23 protein-coding genes are annotated in these 23,423 nt (G+C 71.8%); 13 read left to right on the top strand and 10 right to left on the bottom strand.

What is annotated here, in order from left to right; genetic code table 11:
• The first annotated feature begins 54 nt into the window (after positions 1-54).
• Genes JOD54_RS28350 through JOD54_RS28335 form a run of 4 tightly spaced genes read left to right on the top strand, consistent with a single transcriptional unit; the run spans position 55 to position 4,422 of the window.
• Positions 55-984: a branched-chain amino acid ABC transporter permease gene (locus JOD54_RS28350; protein ID WP_204455008.1), complete on the top strand. Its 930-nt coding sequence runs from the start codon at positions 55-57 to the stop codon at positions 982-984.
• Entirely contained in the window at positions 981-2,822 is a 1,842-nt protein-coding gene (locus JOD54_RS35820) for a branched-chain amino acid ABC transporter permease (protein ID WP_204455006.1), read from the top strand. The genes JOD54_RS28350 and JOD54_RS35820 overlap by 4 nt, the downstream gene beginning before the upstream one ends.
• Positions 2,819-3,712 (top strand): ABC transporter ATP-binding protein, encoded by an 894-nt coding sequence (locus JOD54_RS28340; protein ID WP_204455004.1) that lies wholly within the window; start codon positions 2,819-2,821, stop codon positions 3,710-3,712. Before JOD54_RS35820 ends, JOD54_RS28340 begins: the two co-directional genes overlap by 4 nt.
• The gene (locus tag JOD54_RS28335; protein ID WP_204455002.1) at positions 3,709-4,422 is read left to right on the top strand and encodes an ABC transporter ATP-binding protein; all 714 of its coding nucleotides are present in this window, start codon (positions 3,709-3,711) and stop codon (positions 4,420-4,422) included. The genes JOD54_RS28340 and JOD54_RS28335 overlap by 4 nt, the downstream gene beginning before the upstream one ends.
• Positions 4,423-5,388: 966 nt before the next feature.
• On the opposite strand, the gene JOD54_RS28330 is transcribed toward JOD54_RS28335, so the two are convergent.
• Positions 5,389-5,829, bottom strand: a complete 441-nt coding sequence (locus JOD54_RS28330; RefSeq protein ID WP_204454999.1) for a hotdog fold thioesterase — start codon at positions 5,827-5,829, stop codon at positions 5,389-5,391.
• Between the two features lie 43 nt (positions 5,830-5,872).
• Here JOD54_RS28330 and polA point away from each other — a divergent pair, with 43 nt between their 5' ends.
• The 4 genes from polA (at position 5,873) to JOD54_RS28310 (ending at position 11,181) form a co-directional block, all read left to right on the top strand.
• A complete protein-coding gene (polA, locus tag JOD54_RS28325) occupies positions 5,873-8,587 on the top strand; it encodes a DNA polymerase I (RefSeq protein ID WP_204454998.1) in 2,715 nt (904 codons plus the stop codon).
• 32 nt (positions 8,588-8,619) lie between these two features.
• Complete coding sequence (locus JOD54_RS28320; protein WP_204454996.1) at positions 8,620-9,324, top strand: DUF3592 domain-containing protein; 705 nt, start codon at positions 8,620-8,622, stop codon at positions 9,322-9,324.
• 730 nt (positions 9,325-10,054) lie between these two features.
• A complete protein-coding gene (bluB, locus tag JOD54_RS28315) occupies positions 10,055-10,690 on the top strand; it encodes a 5,6-dimethylbenzimidazole synthase (RefSeq protein WP_204454994.1) in 636 nt (211 codons plus the stop codon).
• A gap of 14 nt (positions 10,691-10,704) precedes the next feature.
• The gene (locus JOD54_RS28310) at positions 10,705-11,181 is read left to right on the top strand and encodes a Rossmann-fold NAD(P)-binding domain-containing protein (protein WP_204454992.1); all 477 of its coding nucleotides are present in this window, start codon (positions 10,705-10,707) and stop codon (positions 11,179-11,181) included.
• Between the two features lie 27 nt (positions 11,182-11,208).
• On the opposite strand, the gene JOD54_RS28305 is transcribed toward JOD54_RS28310, so the two are convergent.
• Genes JOD54_RS28305 through JOD54_RS28295 form a run of 3 tightly spaced genes read right to left on the bottom strand, consistent with a single transcriptional unit; the run spans position 11,209 to position 14,389 of the window.
• On the bottom strand, positions 11,209-11,790 hold the full coding sequence (locus JOD54_RS28305) for a TetR/AcrR family transcriptional regulator (RefSeq protein ID WP_307860353.1): 582 nt from the start codon (positions 11,788-11,790) through the stop codon (positions 11,209-11,211).
• Complete coding sequence (locus JOD54_RS28300; protein WP_204454990.1) at positions 11,787-13,766, bottom strand: YhgE/Pip family protein; 1,980 nt, start codon at positions 13,764-13,766, stop codon at positions 11,787-11,789. The genes JOD54_RS28305 and JOD54_RS28300 overlap by 4 nt, the downstream gene beginning before the upstream one ends.
• Entirely contained in the window at positions 13,763-14,389 is a 627-nt protein-coding gene (locus tag JOD54_RS28295; protein WP_204454989.1) for an ATP-binding cassette domain-containing protein, read from the bottom strand. The genes JOD54_RS28300 and JOD54_RS28295 overlap by 4 nt, the downstream gene beginning before the upstream one ends.
• A gap of 130 nt (positions 14,390-14,519) precedes the next feature.
• On the opposite strand from JOD54_RS28295, the gene JOD54_RS28290 reads away from it, so the two are divergent.
• Positions 14,520-14,810, top strand: a complete 291-nt coding sequence (locus JOD54_RS28290; RefSeq protein WP_204454987.1) for a hypothetical protein — start codon at positions 14,520-14,522, stop codon at positions 14,808-14,810.
• 5 nt (positions 14,811-14,815) lie between these two features.
• On the opposite strand, the gene JOD54_RS28285 is transcribed toward JOD54_RS28290, so the two are convergent.
• Positions 14,816-15,736 (bottom strand): GNAT family N-acetyltransferase, encoded by a 921-nt coding sequence (locus tag JOD54_RS28285; RefSeq protein WP_204454985.1) that lies wholly within the window; start codon positions 15,734-15,736, stop codon positions 14,816-14,818.
• Positions 15,733-16,503: a class I SAM-dependent methyltransferase gene (locus JOD54_RS28280; protein ID WP_239575549.1), complete on the bottom strand. Its 771-nt coding sequence runs from the start codon at positions 16,501-16,503 to the stop codon at positions 15,733-15,735. Before JOD54_RS28280 ends, JOD54_RS28285 begins: the two co-directional genes overlap by 4 nt.
• A 323-nt stretch (positions 16,504-16,826) precedes the next feature.
• On the opposite strand from JOD54_RS28280, the gene rpsA reads away from it, so the two are divergent.
• Positions 16,827-18,332, top strand: coding sequence for a 30S ribosomal protein S1 (gene rpsA, locus JOD54_RS28275; protein ID WP_204454981.1), 1,506 nt, complete (start codon positions 16,827-16,829; stop codon positions 18,330-18,332).
• Position 18,333: 1 nt separating this feature from the next.
• Here rpsA and JOD54_RS28270 read toward each other — a convergent pair whose 3' ends face one another.
• A complete protein-coding gene (locus JOD54_RS28270; protein WP_204454980.1) occupies positions 18,334-18,753 on the bottom strand; it encodes a VOC family protein in 420 nt (139 codons plus the stop codon).
• 50 nt (positions 18,754-18,803) lie between these two features.
• Between JOD54_RS28270 and JOD54_RS28265 the strand changes: the two genes are divergently transcribed.
• The gene (locus tag JOD54_RS28265; RefSeq protein ID WP_204454978.1) at positions 18,804-19,370 is read left to right on the top strand and encodes a hypothetical protein; all 567 of its coding nucleotides are present in this window, start codon (positions 18,804-18,806) and stop codon (positions 19,368-19,370) included.
• Here the strand turns inward: JOD54_RS28265 and JOD54_RS28260 are convergent.
• Entirely contained in the window at positions 19,367-19,570 is a 204-nt protein-coding gene (locus JOD54_RS28260) for a hypothetical protein (RefSeq protein ID WP_204454976.1), read from the bottom strand. The two genes, JOD54_RS28265 and JOD54_RS28260, sit on opposite strands and share 4 nt — an antisense overlap.
• A gap of 142 nt (positions 19,571-19,712) precedes the next feature.
• Between JOD54_RS28260 and coaE the strand changes: the two genes are divergently transcribed.
• A complete protein-coding gene (coaE, locus tag JOD54_RS28255; protein ID WP_204454974.1) occupies positions 19,713-20,888 on the top strand; it encodes a dephospho-CoA kinase in 1,176 nt (391 codons plus the stop codon).
• Here the strand turns inward: coaE and JOD54_RS28250 are convergent.
• Both JOD54_RS28250 and JOD54_RS28245 read right to left on the bottom strand, forming a co-directional pair.
• The gene (locus tag JOD54_RS28250) at positions 20,885-21,403 is read right to left on the bottom strand and encodes a ribonuclease FAU-1 family protein (RefSeq protein WP_204454972.1); all 519 of its coding nucleotides are present in this window, start codon (positions 21,401-21,403) and stop codon (positions 20,885-20,887) included. The two genes, coaE and JOD54_RS28250, sit on opposite strands and share 4 nt — an antisense overlap.
• Positions 21,404-21,550: 147 nt before the next feature.
• Positions 21,551-22,150 carry a ribonuclease FAU-1 family protein gene (locus JOD54_RS28245; RefSeq protein WP_204454969.1) on the bottom strand — a complete coding sequence of 200 codons (600 nt, stop codon included), beginning with the start codon at positions 22,148-22,150 and terminating at the stop codon, positions 21,551-21,553.
• A 127-nt stretch (positions 22,151-22,277) separates the two neighbouring features.
• On the opposite strand from JOD54_RS28245, the gene JOD54_RS28240 reads away from it, so the two are divergent.
• Entirely contained in the window at positions 22,278-23,423 is a 1,146-nt protein-coding gene (locus JOD54_RS28240) for a DUF5685 family protein (protein WP_204454967.1), read from the top strand.

The raw sequence follows: 23,423 nt of genomic DNA, 5'->3' as shown, positions 1-23,423 counted from the left end.
GCACGCGGCGGGGGCGGGCGCAACTGCCCGCCCCCGCCGCTCTTGGAGGTAGACGTGGCCACGCTGCTACAGCAGCTCATTAACGGCCTGGTGCTGGGCGGCTTGATCGCGCTCATCGCACTCGGCTACACGATGGTGTACGGCATCATCCAGTTGATCAACTTCGCGCACGGCGAGGTCTTCATGGTCGGCGGCTTCGCCTCGCTGGCCACCTACCGGTACTTCCTCCCGCCGAGCTGGCGCAGCGACTGGTGGCTGGCACTGCCGTTGATGGCCATCGGGGGTGCTGTGGTCGCCGTCGTGCTCGCGGTGACCATGGAGCGCTTCGCCTACCGGCCCCTGCGCAACGCACCCCGCCTGGCGCCGTTGATCACCGCGCTCGGCGTCTCGGTCATCCTCAAGGAGGTCGTGCGCCTCTGCTACCCCGGCGCGACCGCCCCGGTTCCCTTCCCCCGAGTCTTCATCGACCGGCAGTTCCGGTTCGACTTCTTCGGTGGCACCGTCAGCATCGGCTCGACCGCGATCCTGATGATCGTGGTGTCGATCGTCGGCGCCATCGTCCTGCAGACCTACATCACCCGGTCCCGGATGGGCCGCGCGATGCGCGCGACCGCCCAGGACCCGGACACCGCCAGGCTGATGGGGGTCAACCCCAACCGGACCATCGTGCTCACCTTCACCATCGGTGGCGCGCTGGCGGGCCTGGCCGGGGTGCTCTACGGCATCCAGATCACCAACGTCGACACCGAGGTCGGCTTCCTCTACGGCATCTTCGCCTTCACCGCGGCCGTGCTCGGCGGTGTCGGCAGCATCAAGGGCGCTGTCATCGGCGGCTTCGCGATCGGCCTGATCAAGAACCTGTCCGGGCAGTACCTCCCCGGCGGGACGCAGTACGACCTGGTGTGGATCTTCGTCCTGCTGATCGTGGTGCTCGTCTTCCGGCCGCAGGGCCTGTTCGGTGAGCCGGAAAGGGTGCGCGCGTGAACGACTGGATCGAGTACCCGGACGGCTGGATCTGGCTCGGCCAGATCCTGCTTATTGGCGCGGCCATCGCGGCCGTCGTCCTGCTGGTGCGCCTGCTGTGGCGGGTGGCGACCCCCTACCTCGCCAAGCGCCCGACCTTCGACCGCCCGCTGGGCATCGCCGGTGGTGTGGTCGCCGTCATCGGCGCGCTGCTGCCCTGGGTGACCTTCGTCCTCAACGACGGTCCGTACCCGGACAAGGCGACCCTGCAGTTCTTCGACTCCCCGTGGGCGCTGAGCGGGTTCCGCCTGCACACGCTGATCATCGGCGTCCTGGCCGTCGTGGTGGTGTTCCTGCCACTGCCCAAGCGCCGGGTCCTGCGCGCCCTCGGCGCGAGCACGATCGGCATCGCGCTGGTCAACATGCTCTTCCCGATCATCGACGGTGGTGGCTTCGGCGCCATCACCTCCGACGGCGAGACCTTCGCCTTCGGCGGCATCATCACCCTGATCGCCGGTGTGCTGCTGGTGTTCGCCGCCAAGGCGGGCGGGGTGCTGGAGCCGATCCCGCACTGGAAGCGCGCGATCCCCACGCTCGTCGCCTACGCCGTGCTGGTCGTGGCCTTCGTCGTGCTGCTGCTCGTGGTCGCGATGATGCTCAACTCCGGCGGCCAGGGCGGCGTCGGCAACCCGTACGCCGGCCCGGTCTTCCTGTCCCTGCTGGCGTTCCTCGCCGGTGTGTTCGGCGCCCTGCACGCCGTCGGCCTCACCGGGTGGATCTCGGCGCTGTCGGACAACCACAAGTGGTTCAGCGTGGTCGTGCTGCTGGTGGTGGCCCTCGGGCTGCCGTTCACCGAGGCGGGCACCGACTACTGGATGACCACGGCGGCCAACATCGGCGTCTACGCCGCGACCGCCATCGGCCTCAACATCGTCGTCGGCCTCGCCGGTCTGCTCGACCTGGGGTACGTGGCGTTCCTGGGCATCGGCGCGTTCGTCGCGGCGAACTTCTCGGGTGCCGCGGCTTCCGCTATCGGCATCGAGTTGCCCTTCGTGGTCGCCGCGCTCATCGCCGCGGTCGTGGCGGGCATCTTCGGCGCCGTCGTCGGTTCCCCGACGCTGCGGGTGCGCGGTGACTACCTGGCCATCGTGACCCTGGCCTTCGGTGAGATCTTCAAGAAGGCCGCGCAGAACAACATCGGCGGTGTCACCGGTGGCGCCAACGCGATCCCCAACGTGCCGCCGATCAACTGGTTCGGCGCGTCCTTCGACAAGCCGCTGACCATCGGCTCGATCGAACTGCCCTCCGGCGTCCTGTACTACGTGCTCATCATCGTGCTCGTCGCCCTGGTCATGGTCGTGTTCGCGAACCTGAAGAACGCGCGCATCGGCCGGGCCTGGATCGCCATCCGCGAGGACGAGGACGCCGCGCGGGCCATGGGCATCAAGACCGGGCAGGCCAAGATCCTCGCCTTCCTCATCGGCGCGATGCTGGCCGGTCTGGCGGGTGCGGTCTTCGCGCACAAGACCTCCACCGTGGCCTACGACAGCTTCCAGTTCATCGAGTCGGTGACGCTGCTCGCGGCGGTCATCCTCGGCGGCATGGGGTCCATCCCCGGCGCCGTGCTCGGTGCCGCGCTGCTGCTGGTGCTGCCGGAGAAGCTGCGCGAGTTCTCCGACTGGCGGCTCATGCTCTTCGGCCTGGCGCTGGTGCTGATCATGCGGTTCCGCCCGCAGGGCCTGGTCCCCGACCGGCACCGCAGGGCCGAACTGGCCAACGAGGGCGCCGAAGGCGTGCCCATCGAGGAGCTCAACGTGCACGACGACACCCCAGGCGACTCGAAGGCGGTGACCCGATGACCACCAGCCAACCGCCGGTGCTCGCGGCGAACAGCGTGTCGATGGTGTTCGGTGGTCTCACCGCGCTGTCCAACGTCAGCCTGCGGCTGCAGGAGGGCCAGATCCTCGGGCTGATCGGGCCCAACGGCGCGGGCAAGACCACGTTCTTCAACTGCCTCACCGGCCTGTACACGCCCACCACGGGCAACGTGCAGCTGCGCGGCCGGGTGCTGCCCACCGACCCGGCCGCGGTGACCGTGGCCGGGGTGGCCCGCACGTTCCAGAACATCCGGCTGTTCCCCAGCATGACCTCGCTGGAGAACGTCCTGGTCGGTCGGCACGCGCGGATGAAGCAGGGCCCGATCGCCTCGCTGTTCCACGGTCCGGCCTACCGCAAGGGCGAGCAGGACGCGCGGGACCGGTCGATGGAACTGCTGGAGTTCGTCGGCCTGACCAGCGTGCACGACGAGCTGGCGCGCAACCTGCCCTACGGCGACCAGCGCAGGCTCGAGATCGCCAGGGCGCTGGCCACCGACCCGGCGGTCCTGCTGCTCGACGAGCCGACCGCGGGCATGAACCCGCAGGAGACCGAGGCGACCCGGCAGCTGATCTTCGCGATCCGCGAGACCGGCGTGGCGGTGGTGGTCATCGAGCACGACACGAAGTTCATCTTCTCGTTGTGCGACCACGTCTCCGTGCTGGTCCAGGGCCAGCTGCTGGTCGAGGGCACGCCGGACGTGGTGCGCGCCGACCCCCGGGTCATCGAGGCGTACCTGGGCAAGCCGCCGGACGAGGTCGAGGCCGAGGTCCGCGGGTACGCCGAGGAGGTCGGCCACAGCGGCCCCGAGGCGACGCAGGTGATGGAGCCGATCCGCGACGTGGACGGCGGCAGCGAGGGAGGCAACCGGTGACCGCACTGCTAGAGGTGCGCAACCTCAGCGTCGCCTACGGCGCCATCGAGGCGGTCCGGGACGTGTCCTTCTCCGTCGGCGAGGGCCAGATCGTCAGCCTCATCGGCAGCAACGGCGCGGGCAAGACGACCACGCTGCGCACGATCTCGGGCCTCCTGCGGCCCAAGTCGGGCCAGATCCTGCTCGAGGGCAAGCCGATCGACGCCCTGGCCGCCCACACCATCCTCGAGCGCGGTGTCGCGCACTGCCCCGAGGGCCGCAGGCTGTTCGGCCGGATGACGGTCGAGGAGAACCTGCAACTGGGCGCCTACGTCCGCAAGGACTCGGGCGTGGCCGCGGACATGCAGCGGGTGTACGAGCTGTTCCCGGTGCTGGGTCAGCGCAAGTCCCAGAAAGCGGGCCTGTTCTCCGGCGGCGAGCAGCAGATGCTCGCCATCGGCCGAGCCATGATGTCGCGCCCCCGCCTGCTCATGCTCGACGAGCCCTCCATGGGCCTCTCGCCGATCATGACCCAGCGGATCTTCGACACCATCAAGGACCTGCAGGCCCAAGGCACCACCATCCTGCTGGTCGAGCAGAACGCCCTCGCCGCCCTGGCCCTGTCCGACCGCGGCTACGTGGTCGACCTCGGCCGCACCACCCTGGAAGGCCCCGGCCACGACCTGCTCGCCGACGAGCGGGTCCGCGCCGCCTACCTCGGCGAAGGCTGACCGGTCTGATGTGGAGGGGCCGCACCCGCTGGGTGCGGCCCCTTCGCCTTTCGTCCCGTGTGGACTGTTCCCCGGTCGCCCGCCACCTTCACCCGGTTCAGCGACAGAAGTTGTCCACATGTAGATCTTCGCAGCCCCGCTTCCAAGATCAACTGTCGGTGGGGCCCGGTAGACTGGAACAGGGACGCCCCCCAGGGAGGGTGGGGGCTGTCTTGGGCCCGGGGCGGGGTTCCCCGCGGGGGTGGTGAGCCCGGGCAGGCGCGGGGCGTGGGGAGTCGGCTGTCGCTACTAGAAGCAGGCGTTCCGCCCAACCACCGACTCCGAGCAACCCAAGGCAGCCGCCGCTCGCAGAGGTCGTTGGTGTCACCCCTACCCCGACCGCCGAACCCGGCCGTCGCTCGCAGAAGTTGCTGGTGCCAGCTCATCCCGCCGAGTCAGCCCACCCAACCAGCCCGCCGAGTCAGCCCCGCCAGCCCGACCACCGCTCCCAGAAGCGGGTGTGCCAACCCAGCCCACCGAGCTAACCCCGCCAGCCCAACCACCCGACTCCGACCACTGAACCCAGCCACTGGACACTCGGAGCCCTGGTGCCACCCCAGCCCACCGCCTTCCCGCCCGCCCCGGCCGCATTGCCAACCACTGGACACTCGGAAGCCGCTGGTGCCACCCCAGCCCACCGCCGTCCCGCCCGCCCCGGCCGCATTGCCAACCACTGGACACTCGGAAGTCGCTGGTGCCATCTGCTCGATGGGGTGGACCTGTTTTGTGTGGGGGGACGGCAGCCGTAGCGTCGCCTCGCTGCAGGGCCATGCTTTTCGGCCCCTGCTTTGCGGTCCTGCCACGGCTGTCGTAGGGGCCCCACGCAAAACAGGTCCACCGCATCGAGCCTGCACGTAAATCGCGGATCCGATGCAAGGCGCGAAGCGACGAGCCGAAGATCCAACGGCGAAGCCGAAACGACCCGCGTCAGGCAGGACCAGGATCTCCCGGCGCCTTGGCGATGGACACGCACGTGAGGCGCGCCGTACAGGTCCGCCGGTCCTCGTCGTCGGTGATGACGATCTCGAAGGTGGATGTGGTGCGGCCGATGTGCAGCGGTGTGCAGACCGCGGTGACGACCCCGGAGCGGACCGCCCGGTGGTGCGTGCAGGACAGTTCCAGGCCGACGGCGAGTTTGCCGGAGGGGGAGTTGAGGACGGCGGCGATCGACCCGAGCGTCTCGGCCAGGACCGCGTTCGCGCCGCCGTGCAGCAGGCCGTAGGGCTGCAGGTTGCCCTTCACCGGCATGGTCCCCACCAGCCGGGTCGGGGTCCAGTCGGTGACATCGATGCCCAGCTTGTCCGGCAGGAACTGGTCGGCGAAGTCCGGGCGTACCCCGGGCAGCTTGTCGCGGTCGATCCCGCTCATGGGTCCTCCGATGGGTGTCGGTGCCCCACCCTAGACTCGCACCGTGCCTGCGAAGACTGAGACCCGTACCACCCCCCGGCTGCTGCTCATCGACGGCCACTCCATGGCGTACCGGGCGTTCTTCGCGCTGCCCAAGGAGAACTTCCAGACCGGCACCGGTCAGCACACCAACGCCGTCTACGGCTTCACCTCGATGCTGATCAACCTGCTGCGCGACGAGGCGCCCACCCACCTCGCGGTCTGCTTCGACGTCTCCCGCAAGACCTTCCGCACCGAGCACTACCCCGAGTACAAGGCCAACCGCAGCGCCAGCCCGGACGAGTTCAAGGGGCAGGTCAGCCTGATCGAGGACGTCCTCGAGACGCTGAACATCCCCAAGCTGGCCAAGGACAACTTCGAGGCTGACGACCTCATCGCCACGCTCACCACGCAGGCGACCGCCGCCGGGTACCACGTGGCCATCTGCACCGGCGACCGCGACGCGCTGCAGTTGGTCACCGACGAGGTCACCGTGCTCTACCCGGTGAAGGGCGTCTCCGAGCTGGCCCGCTACACCCCGGCGCTGGTGCAGGACAAGTACGGCCTGACCCCGGCGCAGTACCCGGACTTCGCGGCGCTGCGCGGGGACCCCAGCGACAACCTGCCCAACATCAAGGGCGTCGGCGAGAAGACCATCACCAAGTGGATCCAGCAGTTCGGCTCGCTCGGCGACCTGGTGGACCGGGTCGACGAGGTCAAGGGCAAGGCGGGGGAGCTGCTGCGGGCGAACCTGGCCAACGTGCTGCTCAACCGGCAGCTCACCGAGCTGGTCCGCGACGTGCCGCTGGAGGTCGTGCCCGAGGACCTCGCGGTGCGCGACTGGGACCGCGACGCCGTGCACCGGCTGTTCGACGAGCTGGAGTTCCGGGTGCTGCGCGACCGGCTCTTCGCGACCCTGTCGACCGCCGAACCCGAGGCCGAGGAGGGTTTCGAGGTCAGCGGCGGCGCCGTCGCGGCGGGGGAGCTGCCCGGCTGGTTGGCCACGCACGCGCCGAGGGGCACCAGGATCGGACTGTCCTTCCGCGAGACCGCCACCGGCGTGTCCGGCCAGGCCGTCGAGCTGAAGTCGGTCGCGCTGGCCACCGCGGTCGGCGAGGGCCTCTACGTCGACGTCACCACCCTGACCGAGGACGACGAGAAGGCCTTCCGGGACTGGCTGGCCGACCCGGCCGCGCCCAAGCTGGCCCACGACGTCAAGCGCTCGCTGCACGCCGTGCGCCACCGCGGCTGGGCGGTCGGTGGTCTGATCACCGACACCGCGCTGGCCGCGTACCTGGTCCGCCCCGGTCAGCGCACCTTCAACCTCGACGACCTCGTCCTGCGCTACCTGCAGCGCGAGCTGCGCGTCGAGGACGCCGACGGCGAGCAGCAGCTGTCCCTGCTCGACGACGAGGGCGAGGACGAGCGCAAGCTGGCCGCGGGGGAGATCCTGCGCGCCAGGGCCATCGCCGAGCTCGCCGACGCGCTGGACGCGGCGCTCGCCGAGACCGGGCAGGCGCCGCTGCTGGCGGACATGGAGCTGCCGCTGCTGCGGGTGCTCGCCGAGCTGGAGGCGGTCGGCATCGCGGTCGACACCGAGCGGCTGTCGGTCCTGGAGTCGGAGTTCGCCGCCAGGGTGCGCGACGCCGAGCGGGCCGCGTTCGACGTGATCGGCAAGGAGATCAACCTCGGGTCGCCCAAGCAGCTGCAGGTCGTGCTGTTCGACGAGCTGCAGATGCCCAAGACCAAGCGCACCAAGACCGGCTACACCACCGACGCCGAGGCGCTGACCACGCTCTACGAGCAGACCGAGCACCCGTTCCTGGCGCACATGCTCGAGCACCGGGACGCGACCAGGCTCCGGGTCACCGTCGAGGGCCTGATCAAGTCGGTGTCCGAGGACGGGCGCATCCACACCACGTTCAACCAGACCATCGCCGCCACCGGCCGGTTGTCCTCCACCGAGCCGAACCTGCAGAACATCCCGATCCGCACCGAGGCGGGCCGCACCATCCGCGATGCGTTCGTGGTCGGCGGCGACTTCGCCGAGCTGCTCACCGCGGACTACAGCCAGATCGAGATGCGGATCATGGCGCACCTGTCGGAGGACGCGGCGCTGATCGAGGCGTTCAACTCCGGGTTCGACTTCCACGCCGCCACCGCCGCCCGCGTGTTCGGCGTCGAGCCGACCTCGGTGTCGCAGGAGCAGCGCGCCAAGATCAAGGCGATGAACTACGGCCTGGCGTACGGGCTCTCGGCCTACGGGCTCTCGCAGCAGCTGCGGATCTCCACCGAGGAGGCCCGCGGCCTGATGGACGACTACTTCCAGGGCTTCGGCGGGGTCCGCGACTACCTGCACGAGGTGGTGGCCAAGGCGCGCAAGGACGGCTACACCGAGACGATCTTCGGTCGCCGCCGCTACCTGCCCGACCTGACCAGCGACAACCGCCAGCGCCGGGAGATGGCCGAGCGGATGGCGCTCAACGCCCCGATCCAGGGCAGCGCGGCCGACATCATCAAGGTCGCCATGCTCAACGTGCACCGCGAGCTCGGCGCCGCCGACCTGCGCACCCGGATGCTGCTGCAGGTCCACGACGAACTCGTGCTCGAGGTCGCCGAGGGGGAGCGGGAGCGGGCCGAGACCCTGGTCCGGGCGCAGATGGCGGCCGCGTTCCACCTGCGGGTGCCGCTGGACGTGTCGGTCGGGTTCGGCCGGTCCTGGAACCAGGCCGCCCACTAGTCCATGATCCTCCCAGATCGGGGAGGGGGCGCATGGAAGGGCAACGCTCGCTCGGCGCGGCGACGGCGACCGCCGCGGTGCGCCGAGCGCTCCTGAGGTCGGTGGCGCTGTTCGCCGCCGGGGTGCTGCTGTTCGTCGCAGCCTGCCTGACCGACGCGGCCATAGACGACCAGCGCGCCACCCTGCTCACCGACGGCGTCCGCGTGCCGGGCGTGGTTGTCGCCGTCGTGGACCGCACCCGGCACACGTCCGGCTCGATCGACGTCCGGTTCGCCGTGGACGGCCAGGAGCGGGTGCGCACCCTGACCCTGCTGGTCCCCGACCCGCCGATCCGGGCAGGCGACCCGATCACCCTCACCTACGACCCCGCCGACCCCGAGCGCCTCGCCACCGCCCAAGCCGGGACCGACCCGCCCTTCGCCCTCACCGCGGTCGAACTCGCCACCACCATGGCCGCCGTCGGCCTCACCGCCGCGGGCACCATCCTCATCGCCCGCTGGTCCCGCCGCCTAATCGCCACCCGCCGCCACGGCTGGCGCCCCGGCACCGCCACCGCCGACGCCCCCCTGGTCCGCGTCTGCCTGGACGTGGCCCCGCACACCGAGGTCATCATCGACACCGGCCGCTCCCGCCCCCACCCCGGCCGAGTCCTCCTCGGCGGCGCCGCAGGCGGCGCCGTCCTCGTCTACCCCAACCGCCGCCCCATCCCCGGCCGAGAACTCTCCACCCCCAACTGATCCCTCTTGCGCACGCGCCTCTCTTACACGCACGCCCCCCTTGCACGCACGGCCCTCTTACGCGCACGCCCCCTCTTCGCGCGCCCGCGCGGTGAGCGGGTCCCAGTCCCCACCCTCTCCGGGGGCCGACCCCGGTGCCAGTCTATCGGGGTCTGGGGGCGCGGGAAGGCGGCGCGAAGAGCTGTGGACAACTCGGGGCGTTGTGGACGGAGAGCGACCTGGGGAGTGGACGGAGCTCGGCAGGAAGTTCACCTGGTTGAGGGCGTTGACGGGGCTGGGCGTGCCGGTTGGACACTCGTGGCGGCGTGGCGGCGTGGCGGCGTGGCGGCGTGGCGGCGTGGCGGCGTGGCGGCGTGGCGGCGTGGCGGCGTGGCGGCGTGGCGGCGTGGCGGCGTGGCGGCGTGGCGGCGTGGCGGCGTGGCGGCGTGGCGGCGTGGCGGCGTGGCGGCGTGGCGGCGTGGCGGCGTGGCGGCGTGGCGGCGTGGCGGCGTGGCGGCGTGGCGGCGTGGCGGCGTGGCGGCGTGGCGCCTCAGGGGCGAGTGGAGACCGGGACGCGCGGTTGAGTCGGGGCCGCGCGGCTAGATGGGGGAGGCGGACTGGCTGCCCCGTAAGGCGGCCACGAAGGCGCAAGCGAGGTGGCCGGGGAAAGCGCCAGGCGGGATGTGGGCCTGCGGGGAGACTGTCCACTCGGGAACCGAGTCCGCTCGTTCGGGTGACATAGGGTGGCTGGGTGGATGTCTACGAGGCCATTGCGATGCGGCGGGATGTGCGGGCCGAGTTCACCGGTGCGGCGGTCGACGACGAGGTGTTGGGGCGGGTGTTGGGGGCGGCGCACGCGGCGCCGAGTGTGGGGATGTCGCAGCCGTGGGACTTCGTGGTGGTTCGGGACGCCGCGACGAGGGCTGGGTTTTACGAGCACGTGCAGCAGGAGCGGGCGCGGTTCGCCGCGGGGCTCACGGGGGAGCGGGCGGCGACCTTCGAGCGGGTCAAGGTCGACGGCGTCCTCGAGTCGACCCTGTCCATCGTGGTCACCTACGACCCGGCCAGGGGTGGGCCCGCGGTGCTGGGCAGGCACGCGATCGCCGACGCCGGGCTCTACTCCGTCTGCTTGGCGATCCAGAACCTCTGGCTGGCCGCGACGGCGGAGAACTTGGGGGTGGGTTGGGTTAGTTTTTACCAGGAGGACCACCTCCGGTCCCTCCTGGACATCCCCGCGTCGGTGCGCCCGGTCGCCTGGCTGTGCCTGGGTCCGGTCGAGCGGCGGCAGGAGGTGCCGGACCTGGAACGACACGGTTGGCGGAGCCGGATCCCGGTGGAGCAGGTGACCCATTTCGAGCGCTACACCCGCGGGGACGGCACCGCCTGACACGGAGAGGCGGCGTGGCGATGAGAACGGCATTGGTCATGGGCGGGACCGGGATGCTCACCGGGTGCGCGGAGCGGTTGGTGGCCAACGGGTGGCACGTGGTGCTGCCGTGCAGGCACTACGCGCCGCTGGCGGCCGATCACCACAGCGGCTGCGGCAGGGCAACCTGGGTGGAGGTCGACTGGTCCAAGCCCCAGCTGCTGGCGAGCCGGACCGCCCGCATCATCGACAACCCCGCCGAGCTGCTCATCACCTGGCTGCCCGACGACACCCTCGCCCCCGCCCTCCGCGCGGTGGAGCCGCTGCTGGCCCCGGGTGCCCCTGTCGTCGAGGCCCACGACCGCCCCTCCACAACGGCCCTGCCGGACCACCCCACCCAGCACGTCGTGCTGAGCCCCGTCGGCTACGCGGGGCGCACCCGCAGGCCCTCGAGCGCCGAGATCACCGAGGGCATCCTGCGCGCCACCCGCCGCGCCCTGATCGCGCACTGACCCGCGCCCGCCGGGTGGGCGGGCCGCTCACCCGGCGCGCAGGCCGCGCACCAGCGCCAGCACCGAGTCCCGCACCTGCACCGCCGTGCGGTCCGGGGTGAACACCTGCCAGTCCAGGGTCACCACCAGCACCGTCCCGAACAGCGCCGCCGACGCCGTCGGCACCTCGACCCCGGCGGGCAGTTCCCCCGAGTCGGCCAGCCGCTCCAGGTGGCCGCGGATGATCGAGGTGACCTCCGCGCGCAGCAGCGTCAACGTCTCCCGCCACTGCCCCGGTGTCCGCCACAGCTCGCTGACCAGCAGCTGCGCGAACGCCGGGTACTCGGCGAAGAAGCCGACCATGCCGTCGATCAGCGCGGTCAGCGTGTCCGCCGCAGACCCGTCCGCCGCGCGCAGCCGGGCCGCGAGCAGGTCGACCCCATAGCGCAGGAGGGCGTCGATCAGCCCGTCCTTGCTGCCGAAGTTGTAGTAGACCGTCCCCTTCGCGACGCCAGCCTCGGCGGCGATCTCGTCCACGGTCAACCCGACCATGCCCCGGGTACCGGCCAGCCGCAGCGTCGCGTCGAACAGCTTGCGCTTCGTGGCGCCGGTCCGCGCGGGCCCGCTCACAAGACCAGTTCCGGTTTCAGCCGCGCCGCGGTCCACACCCGCTGCCTGCGCGCGGCGAAGGTCGACACCACGAGCCCTCCGATCAGGTACGCCAGCAGCACGCCCACGTCCGCACCGATGCCGCCGGCGGCGCCACCGTAGAGCAGGTGCCGCAGCCCGTCGACGACGTACCCCATCGGCAGCACCCGGTGCAGCGGGATCAGCGCGTCCGGCAGCGTCTGCCAGGGGAAGGTCCCGCCAGCGCTGATCAGCTGCAAGATCAGCACCACCAGGGCGACGAACTTGCCGACCGGGCCGAGCGCGGCGTTGAGCGCGTGCACCACCGACACGAACGTCAGCGAGGTCAGCACCAGGAACCCGAGCGTGGCCAGCGGCCGCGCCGGGTGGATGCCGATCACGGTGGTGACCACGGCGAACATCAGCACGACCTGCGCCACCCCGAGCGCCGCGGGCGTCAGCCAGCCCGCCAGCGCCGTGCGCGCCGCCGAGTGACCGGCGGCCAGCGCCCGCGCCGACAGCGGCCGGATCAGCAGGAACAGCACGAACGCGCCGATCCACAGCGCCAGGCCGAGGAAGAACGGGGCGAGGCCCGCGCCGTAGCTGCCCGCGCTGTTCTCGCCGACGGTGTGCACCGACACCGGGTCGCCGATGGTCTTGGCGGTGGCGTCGCGGGTCGCGTCGTCGGGGTGCGGGATCTGGCCCAGCCCGGCGGTGAGACCGTCGCGCAGCTGCACCGAGCCGTCCGACAGCGACTTGGTTCCCGCTACCAGTTGGTCGACGCCGGTCACCGCGGCGTTCTCGCCGTCGCGCAACGTCACAGCGCCGTCGCGGAGCTTGGTCGTGCCCGCCGCCAGCTCACGGCCGCCCGCCGCGGCGTCCGAGATGCCGCCCGCGAGCGCGGGTGCCGCCGTCGCCAGCGCTTCGGCTCCGCCCGCGACCTGGTCCGCGCCGGTCGCCAGCGCCCGAAGCTGCCCGCTCGCGGACTTGACCTGTGTGTTCGCCTGCTCGACCGGGGTGCGCAGGGTCCGCAGCTGCGCCAACACCTGGTCGACGTCGCCGGAGGACAGCCCGGCGTCGCGCAGCTTCGCCGCGATCGCCGAGTCGAGCTCGCCGAGGTGGTCGACGGCCTTCTGAGCCGCGGCGGACATGGTCTCCGCGGTGCGGGCGACCTGGTCGTTGCCGGTCGCGACCTTGCGCGCCCCGGTCGCCAGCTCCGTCGCCTGCGCGGGTAGGTCTTTCGTCTTGGTCTGCAGGGTGTCCAGGCCGGTCGACAGCTTCTTCGCGCCGGTCGCGGCCGTGGTCGCGCCGTCGGCGAGGCGGGTGGCGCCGTCGGCGAGCTCGCGCTGGCCGGTCGCCAACTGGGTCGCGCCGGAGTTGGCCTGGGCGGCGCCGTCGGCCAGCCGCGCGGCACCGTCGGCCGCCTGCTGGGTCCGCTCGTAGACGGTGCCGAACCCGACCAGGAACTTCTCCGCCGCCTCCGTACCGACCGACGCCGCCACCGACTCGCGCACCGCGCTGACCACCCGGTCGGCGATCGTGCCGACCAGGTAGTTGTTGGCGTCGTTGGTGGTCACCGTGATCATCCCCTGGCGCGGGGCGAAGTCCGACGAGGACGCCAGCGACGCGGAGAAGTCGTCCGGGAGGGTGATCGAGAAGGTGTACTCGCCGGTGCGCACGCCGTCCTCGGCCGCTTTGGCGTCCACCTCCCGCCAGTCGAACTTGCCGGACGCCTTCAGCTCGTCGGCCACCTTGCGGCCCGCGTCGACCCGGGTGCCATCCGCGCGCACCAACCCCTTGTCGGTCACCACCAGTGCCGCCGGGATCTTGTCCAGCCGGTTGTAAGGGTCAGCATTGGCATAGAGGTACAGCGAGCCATAGAGGAGCGGCACGAGCACTAGGGCCAAGACGGCCAACTTGGGCAGGGTGCCCGAGCTGACCCGGCGGAGTTCGTTGCGGGCGAGGCGGAAGACACTCACAGGGTCGGCTCCAGGGGCGCGGGCTGGTCCGACTCGCCGAGTCGGGCTGGGGTGACGGGCAGGCGCAGCGCGGTGGAGGTGCCGCAGAGCACGACGACGGCGCGTCCGTCTCGTGCCTGTGCCATCGCGGTTGGCAGCCAGTCGGCGGGGTTGCTGGAGTGCCGGTCGGGGGTGTCGAGCACCAGCAGTTCGGCGCCCGGCCTGCGGGCGGCGAGCTCGGTCAGCAACGCGACCCGCGCGCCGCCGGGGACGTCCTCGAACCGGGTCCCCGCCTCGAGGCCGTGCTCGGTGAGCAACTCGGCGACGGTGCTCCGGCCGCTGCGGGCACCGGCCAGCGCCAACTCCTCGGCGATCACGTCGGCGACCCGCAGGTTCGGCTCCGGCGCGGTCACCTCCGGGGCGTCCACCAGCACCGCGTGCGCCCGCAGCTCGTCCGCCGACGGGGTGACAGATCCGCCCGACGGGGTGATCCGACCGGTCAGCGCGAGGCCGAACGCGGTATGCCCGGCATTGGGTTCGCCCGCGACCACCGCCACCTCGCCCGGGCGCACCCGCAGCGAGGTCGGCTCCAAGAGCCGCCCGTGCGCGCCGGTGACCACGACCTGGTCCGCGTAGACCTCCATGCCGCCTCCTTTGAACTGACCGGTCAGTTCAAATACTGCGCCGCGGTCGACCGGACCGCAACCGGGCCGGGGGTGATCCCGGTGACCCGATCGGGGGAACCACCGGACGAATCGGACCATCCGAGCTCGCGTGACAAGACAGCTCAAACTGCTCATCGCGGGCCTGGCCTGTGCGCTCGTCCCGTACCTGTTCTTCGTCGGCATCACCGAGACGCGGAAGGTCAACGGCCAGGTGGTCGTCGACGAGTCGCTCAACATCGGCGGGGTCATCGCGGGCATCGGCGCCATCGCCATCGCCTGGGCGATGGCGATGAAGTGGGAGACCGAGGCCGACAAGGCGCCGCACTGGCGGGTCGCCGCCGCCGTGATCGCGCTGCTCGGCGCGCTGCAGGTCGTGGTCAGCCTCGACCTTCTCGGCTGACCCCTCTATCGCACCGCGCCCGCGGGCCGGGTCTCCCAGACGGTCCACAGCGGCCGGTAGCCCTGCCGTGCCCAGAACACCGGCGACACCGGGTTGGGCGGGTTGTAGTAGAGGAACGACCCGGCCGTGCCAGGCCCCAGCAGCGCGGCGTGGGCGACGTCCATCAGCGCCCGGCCCACCCCGGTGCCGCGCGCGGACGGCAGCACCGACAGGCAGTTCACGTAACCCCAGCGGCCGTGCCGCACCCGCGTCTCCGCCCAGGAGCCCGCCGTCGAGTTCGTGTGCCACCCCTCGACGTGGCCGACCGGGACGCCGTCGACCTCGGCGATCCACACCGGGTCGCCCTGGGCGAGGTGGCGGCGCAGGGTGTCCCGCTTGATGCTCGCCGCGCCCGCCCGCAACACCGCGCCGCCCACCAGTGAGGAGTACTCGACCTCGGCCATCGCCGACGCCACCAGCGCGTCCAGGTCGCTCGCCGTCGCCCGCCGGATCGCGGCCCCGGTCTGCTCGCCGCCCGGTCGCGCGCGGCCCGTCCGGACCGCGAGCACGGCCAGCGGGATGAACCCGTGCGCCAGGAACGCCGCCGTCGCCTCGACGTCGCGGCTGGGCCAGGTCACCACGCACGCCGAGTCCCGGCCGGGGGCGACCCTGGCCACGATCGAGGGCCACCGGCGCAGCAGGCCGTCGATGCCCGCCCGCCCCGCCGAACCGACCAGCGGGTGCAGTTCCCACACCTGCGCGGCCGACCACAGCGTCTGCGGCGTCCCCGGGTCCGCCGAGGTCTTCGTGATCACGCCTGCCACCCGCTCGCCGTCGGCCAGGGCCGCCGTGATCACCTCACCCGGCGGCGGGTCGACGACCGCGGGCAGCAGCGGGTCGAGCGCGGCGAACCGGGCCGACTGCGCGCGCACCAGCGGGGCGGTCACCGGCGGCAGCGGAAGATCGCGGTCCCCGGGAACAGCTCGCCGCGCAGCGGGCTCCACTGGCCCCACTGCTGCGTGTGCCCCTCCGGCCACTCCGGCTCCACCAGGTCGAACAGGTCGAACCCGGCCGCGGCCAGCGCCCGCACGTAGTCGCCGAGCGTGCGGTGGTGCTCGACGTAGGTCGGCACCCCCTCGGCGTCGACCTCCACGTACGGGGTCCGGTCGAAGTAGGACCCGCTGACCCGCAGCCCGTCCGGCCCCGGGTCGTCGGCGAAGATCCACCGCATCGGGTGGGTCACCGCGAACGTCCACGTGCCGCCCGGCCGCAGCACCCTGGCGACCTCGCTGAACACCGCCCGCACGTCGGCGACGAACGGCACCGCGCCGAAGGCCGAGCAGGCCAGGTCGAACGACCCCGAGGCGAACGGCAGCCGCTCCGCGTTGGCCCGCACCAGCGGCACCCGCGTCCCGGTCGCGGTGTTGGCGGCGGCGGCGTAGCGCAGCATCCCGCTCGACAGGTCCAGCCCCACCACGCGGGCGCCCTGGTCGGCCAGCCAGCGCGCGCACGGCGCCGACCCGCAGCCGACCTCCAGCACGTCCTTGCCCGCGACCGGCCCCAGCAGGCCCGCCTCCGCCTCGCGCAGCCGCTCCGGGCACCACATGAAGTCGCTGACGCCGAGGAACTCGCCGTGCTCGCGGTGGTAGTCGTCGGCGTCGGCGTCCCACCAGGCGATGTTCGCCGCCACGGACTCGGCCGACCCCACGCTCATCCGCGCCACGCCGGTGGTCCCCAGTGCCCGCTCCGCGCTGGTCTCGCTCGCCACCGGGCCATCCTGCCGTGCGGGGGCGCGGGCGGCAGGAGGGTACCCCGGGTTTGCCCGGCTCTCCTGGGGCCGCGTAGGATACATCCGCGCGGTGGTACCGCGCTGCCCCGGGTTTTCCGACCGCTGGGAAGCCCTGGCGGGAATGGTCCGGGGTGGCGTGGCGTTGGCGGTGTTGGTTCCTGTTCTCCGGGTGTCCGTCGGCGGCCCGATCCCGCGGCGCCCCAGAACTGAACCCAGCGACCCCAATCCGTACCGGAGCCACCTACCTAATGTCCACCGACACCACCATTGTCCCGGCTGCGGCCGCGCCGAAGCCGCAGGTCGCCATCAACGACTTCGCGTCCGAGGAGGAGTTCCTCGCCGCGATCGACGCGACGATCAAGTACTTCAACGACGGCGACATCGTTGAGGGCACGATCGTCAAGGTCGACCGGGACGAGGTCCTGCTCGACATCGGCTACAAGACCGAGGGCGTCATCCCCTCGCGCGAGCTGTCGATCAAGCACGATGTCGACCCAGCCGACGTGGTCAGCGTCGGTGACGAGGTCGAGGCCCTCGTTCTCCAGAAGGAGGACAAGGAGGGCCGCCTGATCCTGTCCAAGAAGCGCGCTCAGTACGAGCGGGCGTGGGGCACGATCGAGGCGCTCAAGGAGTCGGACGAGCCGGTCAAGGGCACGGTCATCGAGGTCGTCAAGGGTGGTCTCATCCTCGACATCGGTCTTCGCGGCTTCCTCCCCGCCTCGCTGGTGGAGATGCGCCGGGTGCGCGACCTGCAGCCGTACGTGGGCCGCGAGCTCGAGGCGAAGATCATAGAGCTGGACAAGAACCGCAACAACGTGGTGCTCTCGCGCCGCGCGTGGCTGGAGCAGACCCAGTCCGAGGTGCGCAGCGAGTTCCTCAACCAGCTGCAGAAGGGCCAGGTCCGCAAGGGCGTCGTGTCCTCGATCGTCAACTTCGGTGCGTTCGTGGACCTCGGCGGCGTCGACGGCTTGGTGCACGTCTCGGAGCTGTCCTGGAAGCACATCGACCACCCCTCCGAGGTCGTCGAGGTCGGCCAGGAGGTCACCGTCGAGGTGCTCGACGTGGACATGGAGCGCGAGCGCGTGTCCCTGTCGCTGAAGGCGACCCAGGAAGACCCGTGGCGCCAGTTCGCCCGCACCCACGCGATCGGCCAGATCGTGCCGGGCAAGGTCACCAAGCTGGTTCCGTTCGGCGCGTTCGTCCGGGTGGACGAGGGCATCGAGGGCCTGGTCCACATCTCCGAGCTGGCCGAGCGCCACGTGGAGATCCCGGAGCAGGTCGTGCAGGTCGGCAACGACGTCATGGTCAAGGTCATCGACATCGACCTGGAGCGGCGCCGCATCTCGCTGTCGCTCAAGCAGGCGAACGAGGGCTTCACCACCGAGACCGAGTTCGACCCGACCCAGTACGGCATGGCCGCCGAGTACGACGCCGAGGGGAACTACATCTACCCCGAGGGCTTCGACCCGGACACCCAGGAGTGGCAGGAAGGCTTCGAGAAGCAGCGCGAGGAGTGGGAGCGCCAGTACGCCGACGCGCACGCCCGCTACGAGCAGCACATGAAGCAGATCGCCAAGGCGGCGGAGGCCGACGCGGCCGCCGAGGCCGAGGGCGTCATCGCCGCGGCGACCGGCGGCGGGGAGCAGAACTACTCCTCCACCGGCGGCGGCGAGAAGCCCGCCCAGAGCGGCGGCACCCTCGCCTCCGACGAGCAGCTCGCGGCACTGCGCGAGAAGCTCTCCGGCGGCGTGTGAGCTAGCTGAAGTCCTCCGAAGGCCCCGCACCGGCACCGGTGCGGGGCCTTCGGCTTTGGAGCAGGTCCCACCGGTTGCCGTAGAGGTCGCGGAACACCGCGACGGTGCCGTACGCCTCCTGCCGGGGCTCCTCCTCGAACTCGACCCCCGCCGCGACGAGCCGCGCGTGATCGGCCGCGAAGTCCTCGGACTCCAGGAACCAGCCCACCCGGCCCCCGGCCTGTGCGCCGATCGCTTTCGCCTGCTCCGGCGCGGCCGCCTCCGCCAGCAGCAGCCGCACCGGCCCGGCGTCGAGGACCACCCACCGCTTCCGCCCGCCGAGGTCGGTGTCCTGCTCCAACCGGAACCCGAGGACACCGGCGTAGAAGGCCACCGCCTCGTCGTAGTCGCGCACCACCAGCGTCACCATGCCCAAGCGCATGCGCCCATCGTGCACTTTCGCGACGCCGCGGCGGGGCTTACCGTCTGCGGATGCGGACCCTGCTGCTGCCCCTGCTCTTGGCGCTGGCGGCGTGCACCTCCGCGCCCCCGGCGGCCCCCAAGGCACCGGAGATCCCCACGTTCGCCACGACCACCCCCAAGCCGCGCACCCAACGCACCCTCCCGACCACCTGCGCCAAGGTCCTCACCCGCGCCGACCTCGACGCCACAGTGGACACCGTCATCACCGGGCGCACGGAGGTCGTGGCCGGGGTCGCCCTCCCCAAGATCGGCCGCACCGGCCGCCTCGACTGCTACTACGGCATCCCCCAGAACCAACCCGCCACCGCCGCCGTCCTGACCGTCGGCATGGCCGCCTACACCGACAGCACGGCGGCCGCCCAACGCATCCAGGAAACCGTCGACACCGAACGCGACAACGGCATCGCCCCCGAGGAGATCCAGGTCGGCCTGGACAAGGGCTTCCTACTCGACGGCACAACCCGCACGGTCGTCGTAGCGCACGGCAAGATCACGGTGTCGGTGAGCGCCCAGCCGAGCCTGGCCACAGCGGAACAGGTCGCCAAGCTGGCCGACCTGGCGTTGACCGAACGCTAGGCGGTGCGGACCTGGGGTGCCCAGGCGCGTTCGGCGGCGGCCGCGGCTGCCCTGCGGCGGAGACCGGCGAGGCTGTGGCGGGCGGGGGCCAGGAGCATCGACCACCACGAGGCGTGCACGGGCACGCTGACGTACTCGGTGCAGTGCACCAGGCCCGGCGTGCCGAGCCGGTGCCGTCCGCGGCGCCTCGTGTCGCGCATGTCGTTCCTCCGCTTGGGTGATCGCCCTTGCCACACCGTAGCCGGCGGATGTGGCAAATCGGGGCAACCGGTCGGCGTGTCCTGGGCGGGTCCTGTCAACAGTTCACCCGCGAACCACTCGGTGGTGGAAGAATGCGACCCCATGCTGCGCGTCGGCCTCACCGGGGGGATCGGGTCCGGGAAATCCACCGTGGCGGCCAGGCTGGCCGACCACGGAGCTGTCGTCGTCGACTCCGACCGGGTCGCCAGGGAGGTCGTCGCCCCCGGCACGCCCGGCCTCGCTGCGGTCGCCGCTGAGTTCGGCCCGGAGGTGCTGACCGCCGACGGTGCTTTGGACCGGCCGAAGCTGGCGGGCATCGTGTTCACCGACGAGGCCGCTCGCCTGCGGCTCAACGCGATCGTGCACCCGCTGGTGCGCGAGCGGACGGCCGAACTGGTCGCCGCCGTGCCGCCGGACGCCGTGGTCGTGCAGGACGTGCCGTTGCTGGTGGAGAACGGCATGGGTGCGCTCTACCACCTGGTGATCGTCGTGGACACCCCGGTCGAGGAGCGGGTGCGCAGGTTGGTCGACCACCGCGGGCTCGCCGAGTCCGACGCCCGTGCCCGCATCGCCGCGCAGGCCGACGACGACGCCCGGCGCGCGGCCGCTGACATCTGGCTGTCCAACGCGGGAACCCCGGAGGAGACCCGGGCGGTGGTGGACGCGCTGTGGACCGACCGGCTCGCCCCGTACGAGGCCAACATCCGGCTCCGCCGCCCGTTCAGCCGCGGCGCGCCGCGCATCGTCGACTACGACCTGACCTGGCCCGCGCAGGCCGAGCGGCTGCTGGCCCGGCTCCGCCTCGCCGTCGGTGACGCCGCCCTACGCGTCGACCACATCGGCTCCACGTCGGTACCCGGCCTGGCCGCCAAGGACATCCTGGACTTCCAGATCACCGTACCGGTGCTCGACGACTCCCTGGCCGAGGCGCTCTCGAACGCCGGGTTCCCCCGCGCGCACGGCTTCGACAGCGACATCGGGCACCCGCCCGGCTCGCCGGAGACCCCGAAGCACGTGCACGTCGGCGTCGACCCGGGGCGGTGGGCGAACGTGCACGTGCGGGCGGTGGACTCGCCGTTCGCCCGGCTCAGCCTGCTGTTCCCGGCCTGGCTGCGCGCCGACGAGGCCGCGCGCGCCGACTACGAGCGGCTCAAGCGGTCGGTCGCGGGTGAGCACGCGACCATCCCCGCCTACGGCGACGCGAAGGAACGGTGGTTCGACCAGGCGATCCAGCGGGCCGAGCAGTGGGCGGCGGCGACCGGCTGGACGGCCGACTAATACGGGGGCCAGACCTCGAACACGTGCTTGTAGGCCAGCCAGGACGACAGGTCGTGCCGGAACCGGCTGAGCTCCTCGAGGGTCTGGTGCACGGTGCACAGCGCGAGGTCGGCGTCGCCGACGCGCAGCACCCGCCCGGCGACCGCGGCCGCGAACTCCTCCGAGCGCACGATCCGCGCCGTCGTCCCGCCCGGCGCGGCCAGCCCGAGCAGCAGGTCGGTGGTCCGCCAGGTCCGGCCGTCGCGGTGCACGCGGACCGCGGTGAGCACGCTGGGGCTGCCCTTGGCGTGCCGCGAGCGCGGTTTGCTCTGGGTGAGCCGCAGGTTCAGGTGCGGCAGCAGCCAGGTCACCTCGGCGTCGGAGAACGGGTCCTCCGGGGTCGGGCACTCCATGCGCAGGCCCCAGCGCTCGACCTGGCAGGTGCGGAGGGTCCGGGTCATCCCGGAGGAGTAGCTGCGAACCGCGGTGACCGTGTCGACGACGTCGACCAGTTGCGGGGTGATGGCCGTGCCCACGCGGCCAGAGCGTAGTCGGGAACGTGCGTTCTGTGACTACCGGGGTCGATTCGTTATGTCACAGATCGTGTGCGCTCAGCTATCGGTTGGGCGATATTTCGACGCGCGCGGTCCCGGACCGTTGACCCAGCGTCGCCCTGGCCACTATCAGGTCTGCCACGGCCGGGTCTGCGACCGCCAGGGCGCGGGGACGCCGGTGGTGGCCAGCCAGCGGTCCACGTCGTGCCCGGTCTCGGCGACCTCGGCGACCAGGGCGTAGCCGCGGGCCATCGCCCGTTCGGCGGTGGCCAGGTCGACCAGCCCGGCGCGGAACGCCGCCAGCAGTTCGTCGCAGTCCTCCACCCGGGTGTCGCGGCCGGTGCGCACGAGCACGTCGAGGTAGAGGTCGACCGTGCGCCAGACCCGGCCGTCGCGGGTGATGTCCACGACGTCGATGTAGAAGTCGTGCCCGAGGTCCACCCCCGGGCGCGGGCGCCACTTCGACACCCGCAGGCCCGCCTCGGGCAGCAGCAGCGACTCGAAGTGCGCGATCCGGTGGTGACCGTCCACCGGGCGCGACATGTAGAGGCCGTCCGGGGTCTCGCGGTAGACCTCCACCGCACGGGCGAACCCCTTGGGGTCGGTGTTGGTCATCGCCGCCGGGTCGAACAGCTCCACCTTCGGCGGGTGGATCTCGTGGGCGTGTTCGTCCTGACGGGACGGTGGGATGGGCAGATCACCGAGGACCGGTTCGGTTGATGCGCGCATGTCGCCATCGTGCCCAGCGCCCCGGGCAAAGCCCAGACCTTTCGGAGGGTTTTTGCCCCCCGTACGGGTGAATGCGCGCTAGGCTCCCGCCCCGATCGGTCGTGGGAGTTCGTGGAGGTCAGTCAGCGTGTTCGGGATCCTTCGGCCCTGTCGGCACCGGTTGTCGCCGACCTTGCGCACTTCGTGGATGGCCCACCTTTGTGGACTGTGCCTCGCGCTGCGCGACGACCACGGGCACCTCGCGCGGACGGTCACCAACTACGACGGGCTCGTCGTGTCCGCCTTGGTCGAGGCGCAGTCACCCAGCGTGGGCGGGCGCCGCGTAGCGGGGCCGTGCCCGTTGCGCGGGATGCGCCCGGCGCCGGTCGCCGAGGGAGCGGGTGCCCGGCTGGCCGCCGCGGTGTCGCTGGTGCTCGCCTCGGCGAAGGTGCGCGACCACGTCGACGACGGTGACGGCGCGTTCCGCAAGGCCCCGGTCGCCGGGGTCGCCCGCCGGGTCGCCACCCGCTGGGCCAGGCAGGGCGCGGCGACGGGGGAGCGGATCGGGTTCTCCACCGCCGTGCTGCTCGACGCCGTCGGCAGGCAGGGCGAGCTGGAGTCCGGCCTGGCCACCGGGTCCTCGGTGCTGTTGGCGACCGAGCCGACCGAGACGGCGACGGCCGCCGCGTTCGCGCACACCGCGGTACTCACCGGTCGTCCGGACAACGCCGCGCCGCTGGCCGAGGCCGGGCGGATGTTCGGGCGGGTCGCGCACCTGCTCGACGCGGTCGAGGACCGCGACGCCGACGCCGAGACCGGTGCGTGGAACCCGCTGACGGCCACCGGCACGGACCTGGCCGAGGCGCGGCGGCTGTGCGACGACGCCGTGCTCGGGGTCCGGCTGGCTCTACGCGAAGCGGAGTTCGACGACCAGAAGCTGGTGCACGCCCTTCTAGTGCACGAACTCGACGCGGCCGTGCACCGCACCTTCGGCCACCTCGAAGCCAGCCACCAACCCGGGCACGTGCCGTTGACGCCCACCCCGCCCCAACACGGTCACGGCCAAGGCCCGAAGTGGGGTAAGAGGCGGTCTACGGTGCCGGGCTGCGGGGTGGCGCTGGTGCTGTGCTGCACCTGCCAGTACTGCTGCGCCGACCCGTACCACGACCCCTGGACCGGCGAACCCAAGTCGGGTTGGTGCACCGGCTGCGACTGCGGTAGCTGCGACTGTTCGTGCTGCAACTGCTGCGGAGACGGCTGCTGCTGCGACGGGTGCTGCTGCGACTGCAGCTGA

Source organism: Actinokineospora baliensis (genome assembly GCF_016907695.1).
GTDB classification, from domain to species: domain Bacteria; phylum Actinomycetota; class Actinomycetes; order Mycobacteriales; family Pseudonocardiaceae; genus Actinokineospora; species Actinokineospora baliensis.
Note: the sequence above shows the minus strand (reverse complement) of the source record. Positions and strands in the feature narration are given on the sequence as shown.

Coding starts and splice junctions, on each gene's coding strand:
- rpsA (WP_204454981.1), top strand. CDS start 16,827: ATGTCCACCGACACCACCATTGTCCCGGCTGCGGCCGCGCCGAAGCCG.
- JOD54_RS28260 (WP_204454976.1), bottom strand. CDS start 19,570: ATGCGCGACACGAGGCGCCGCGGACGGCACCGGCTCGGCACGCCGGGC.
- JOD54_RS28330 (WP_204454999.1), bottom strand. CDS start 5,829: ATGAGCGGGATCGACCGCGACAAGCTGCCCGGGGTACGCCCGGACTTC.
- JOD54_RS28340 (WP_204455004.1), top strand. CDS start 2,819: ATGACCACCAGCCAACCGCCGGTGCTCGCGGCGAACAGCGTGTCGATG.
- JOD54_RS28280 (WP_239575549.1), bottom strand. CDS start 16,503: ATGAGCGTGGGGTCGGCCGAGTCCGTGGCGGCGAACATCGCCTGGTGG.
- JOD54_RS28270 (WP_204454980.1), bottom strand. CDS start 18,753: ATGCGCTTGGGCATGGTGACGCTGGTGGTGCGCGACTACGACGAGGCG.
- coaE (WP_204454974.1), top strand. CDS start 19,713: ATGCTGCGCGTCGGCCTCACCGGGGGGATCGGGTCCGGGAAATCCACC.
- JOD54_RS28320 (WP_204454996.1), top strand. CDS start 8,620: ATGGAAGGGCAACGCTCGCTCGGCGCGGCGACGGCGACCGCCGCGGTG.
- JOD54_RS28265 (WP_204454978.1), top strand. CDS start 18,804: ATGCGGACCCTGCTGCTGCCCCTGCTCTTGGCGCTGGCGGCGTGCACC.
- JOD54_RS28295 (WP_204454989.1), bottom strand. CDS start 14,389: ATGGAGGTCTACGCGGACCAGGTCGTGGTCACCGGCGCGCACGGGCGG.
- JOD54_RS28245 (WP_204454969.1), bottom strand. CDS start 22,150: ATGCGCGCATCAACCGAACCGGTCCTCGGTGATCTGCCCATCCCACCG.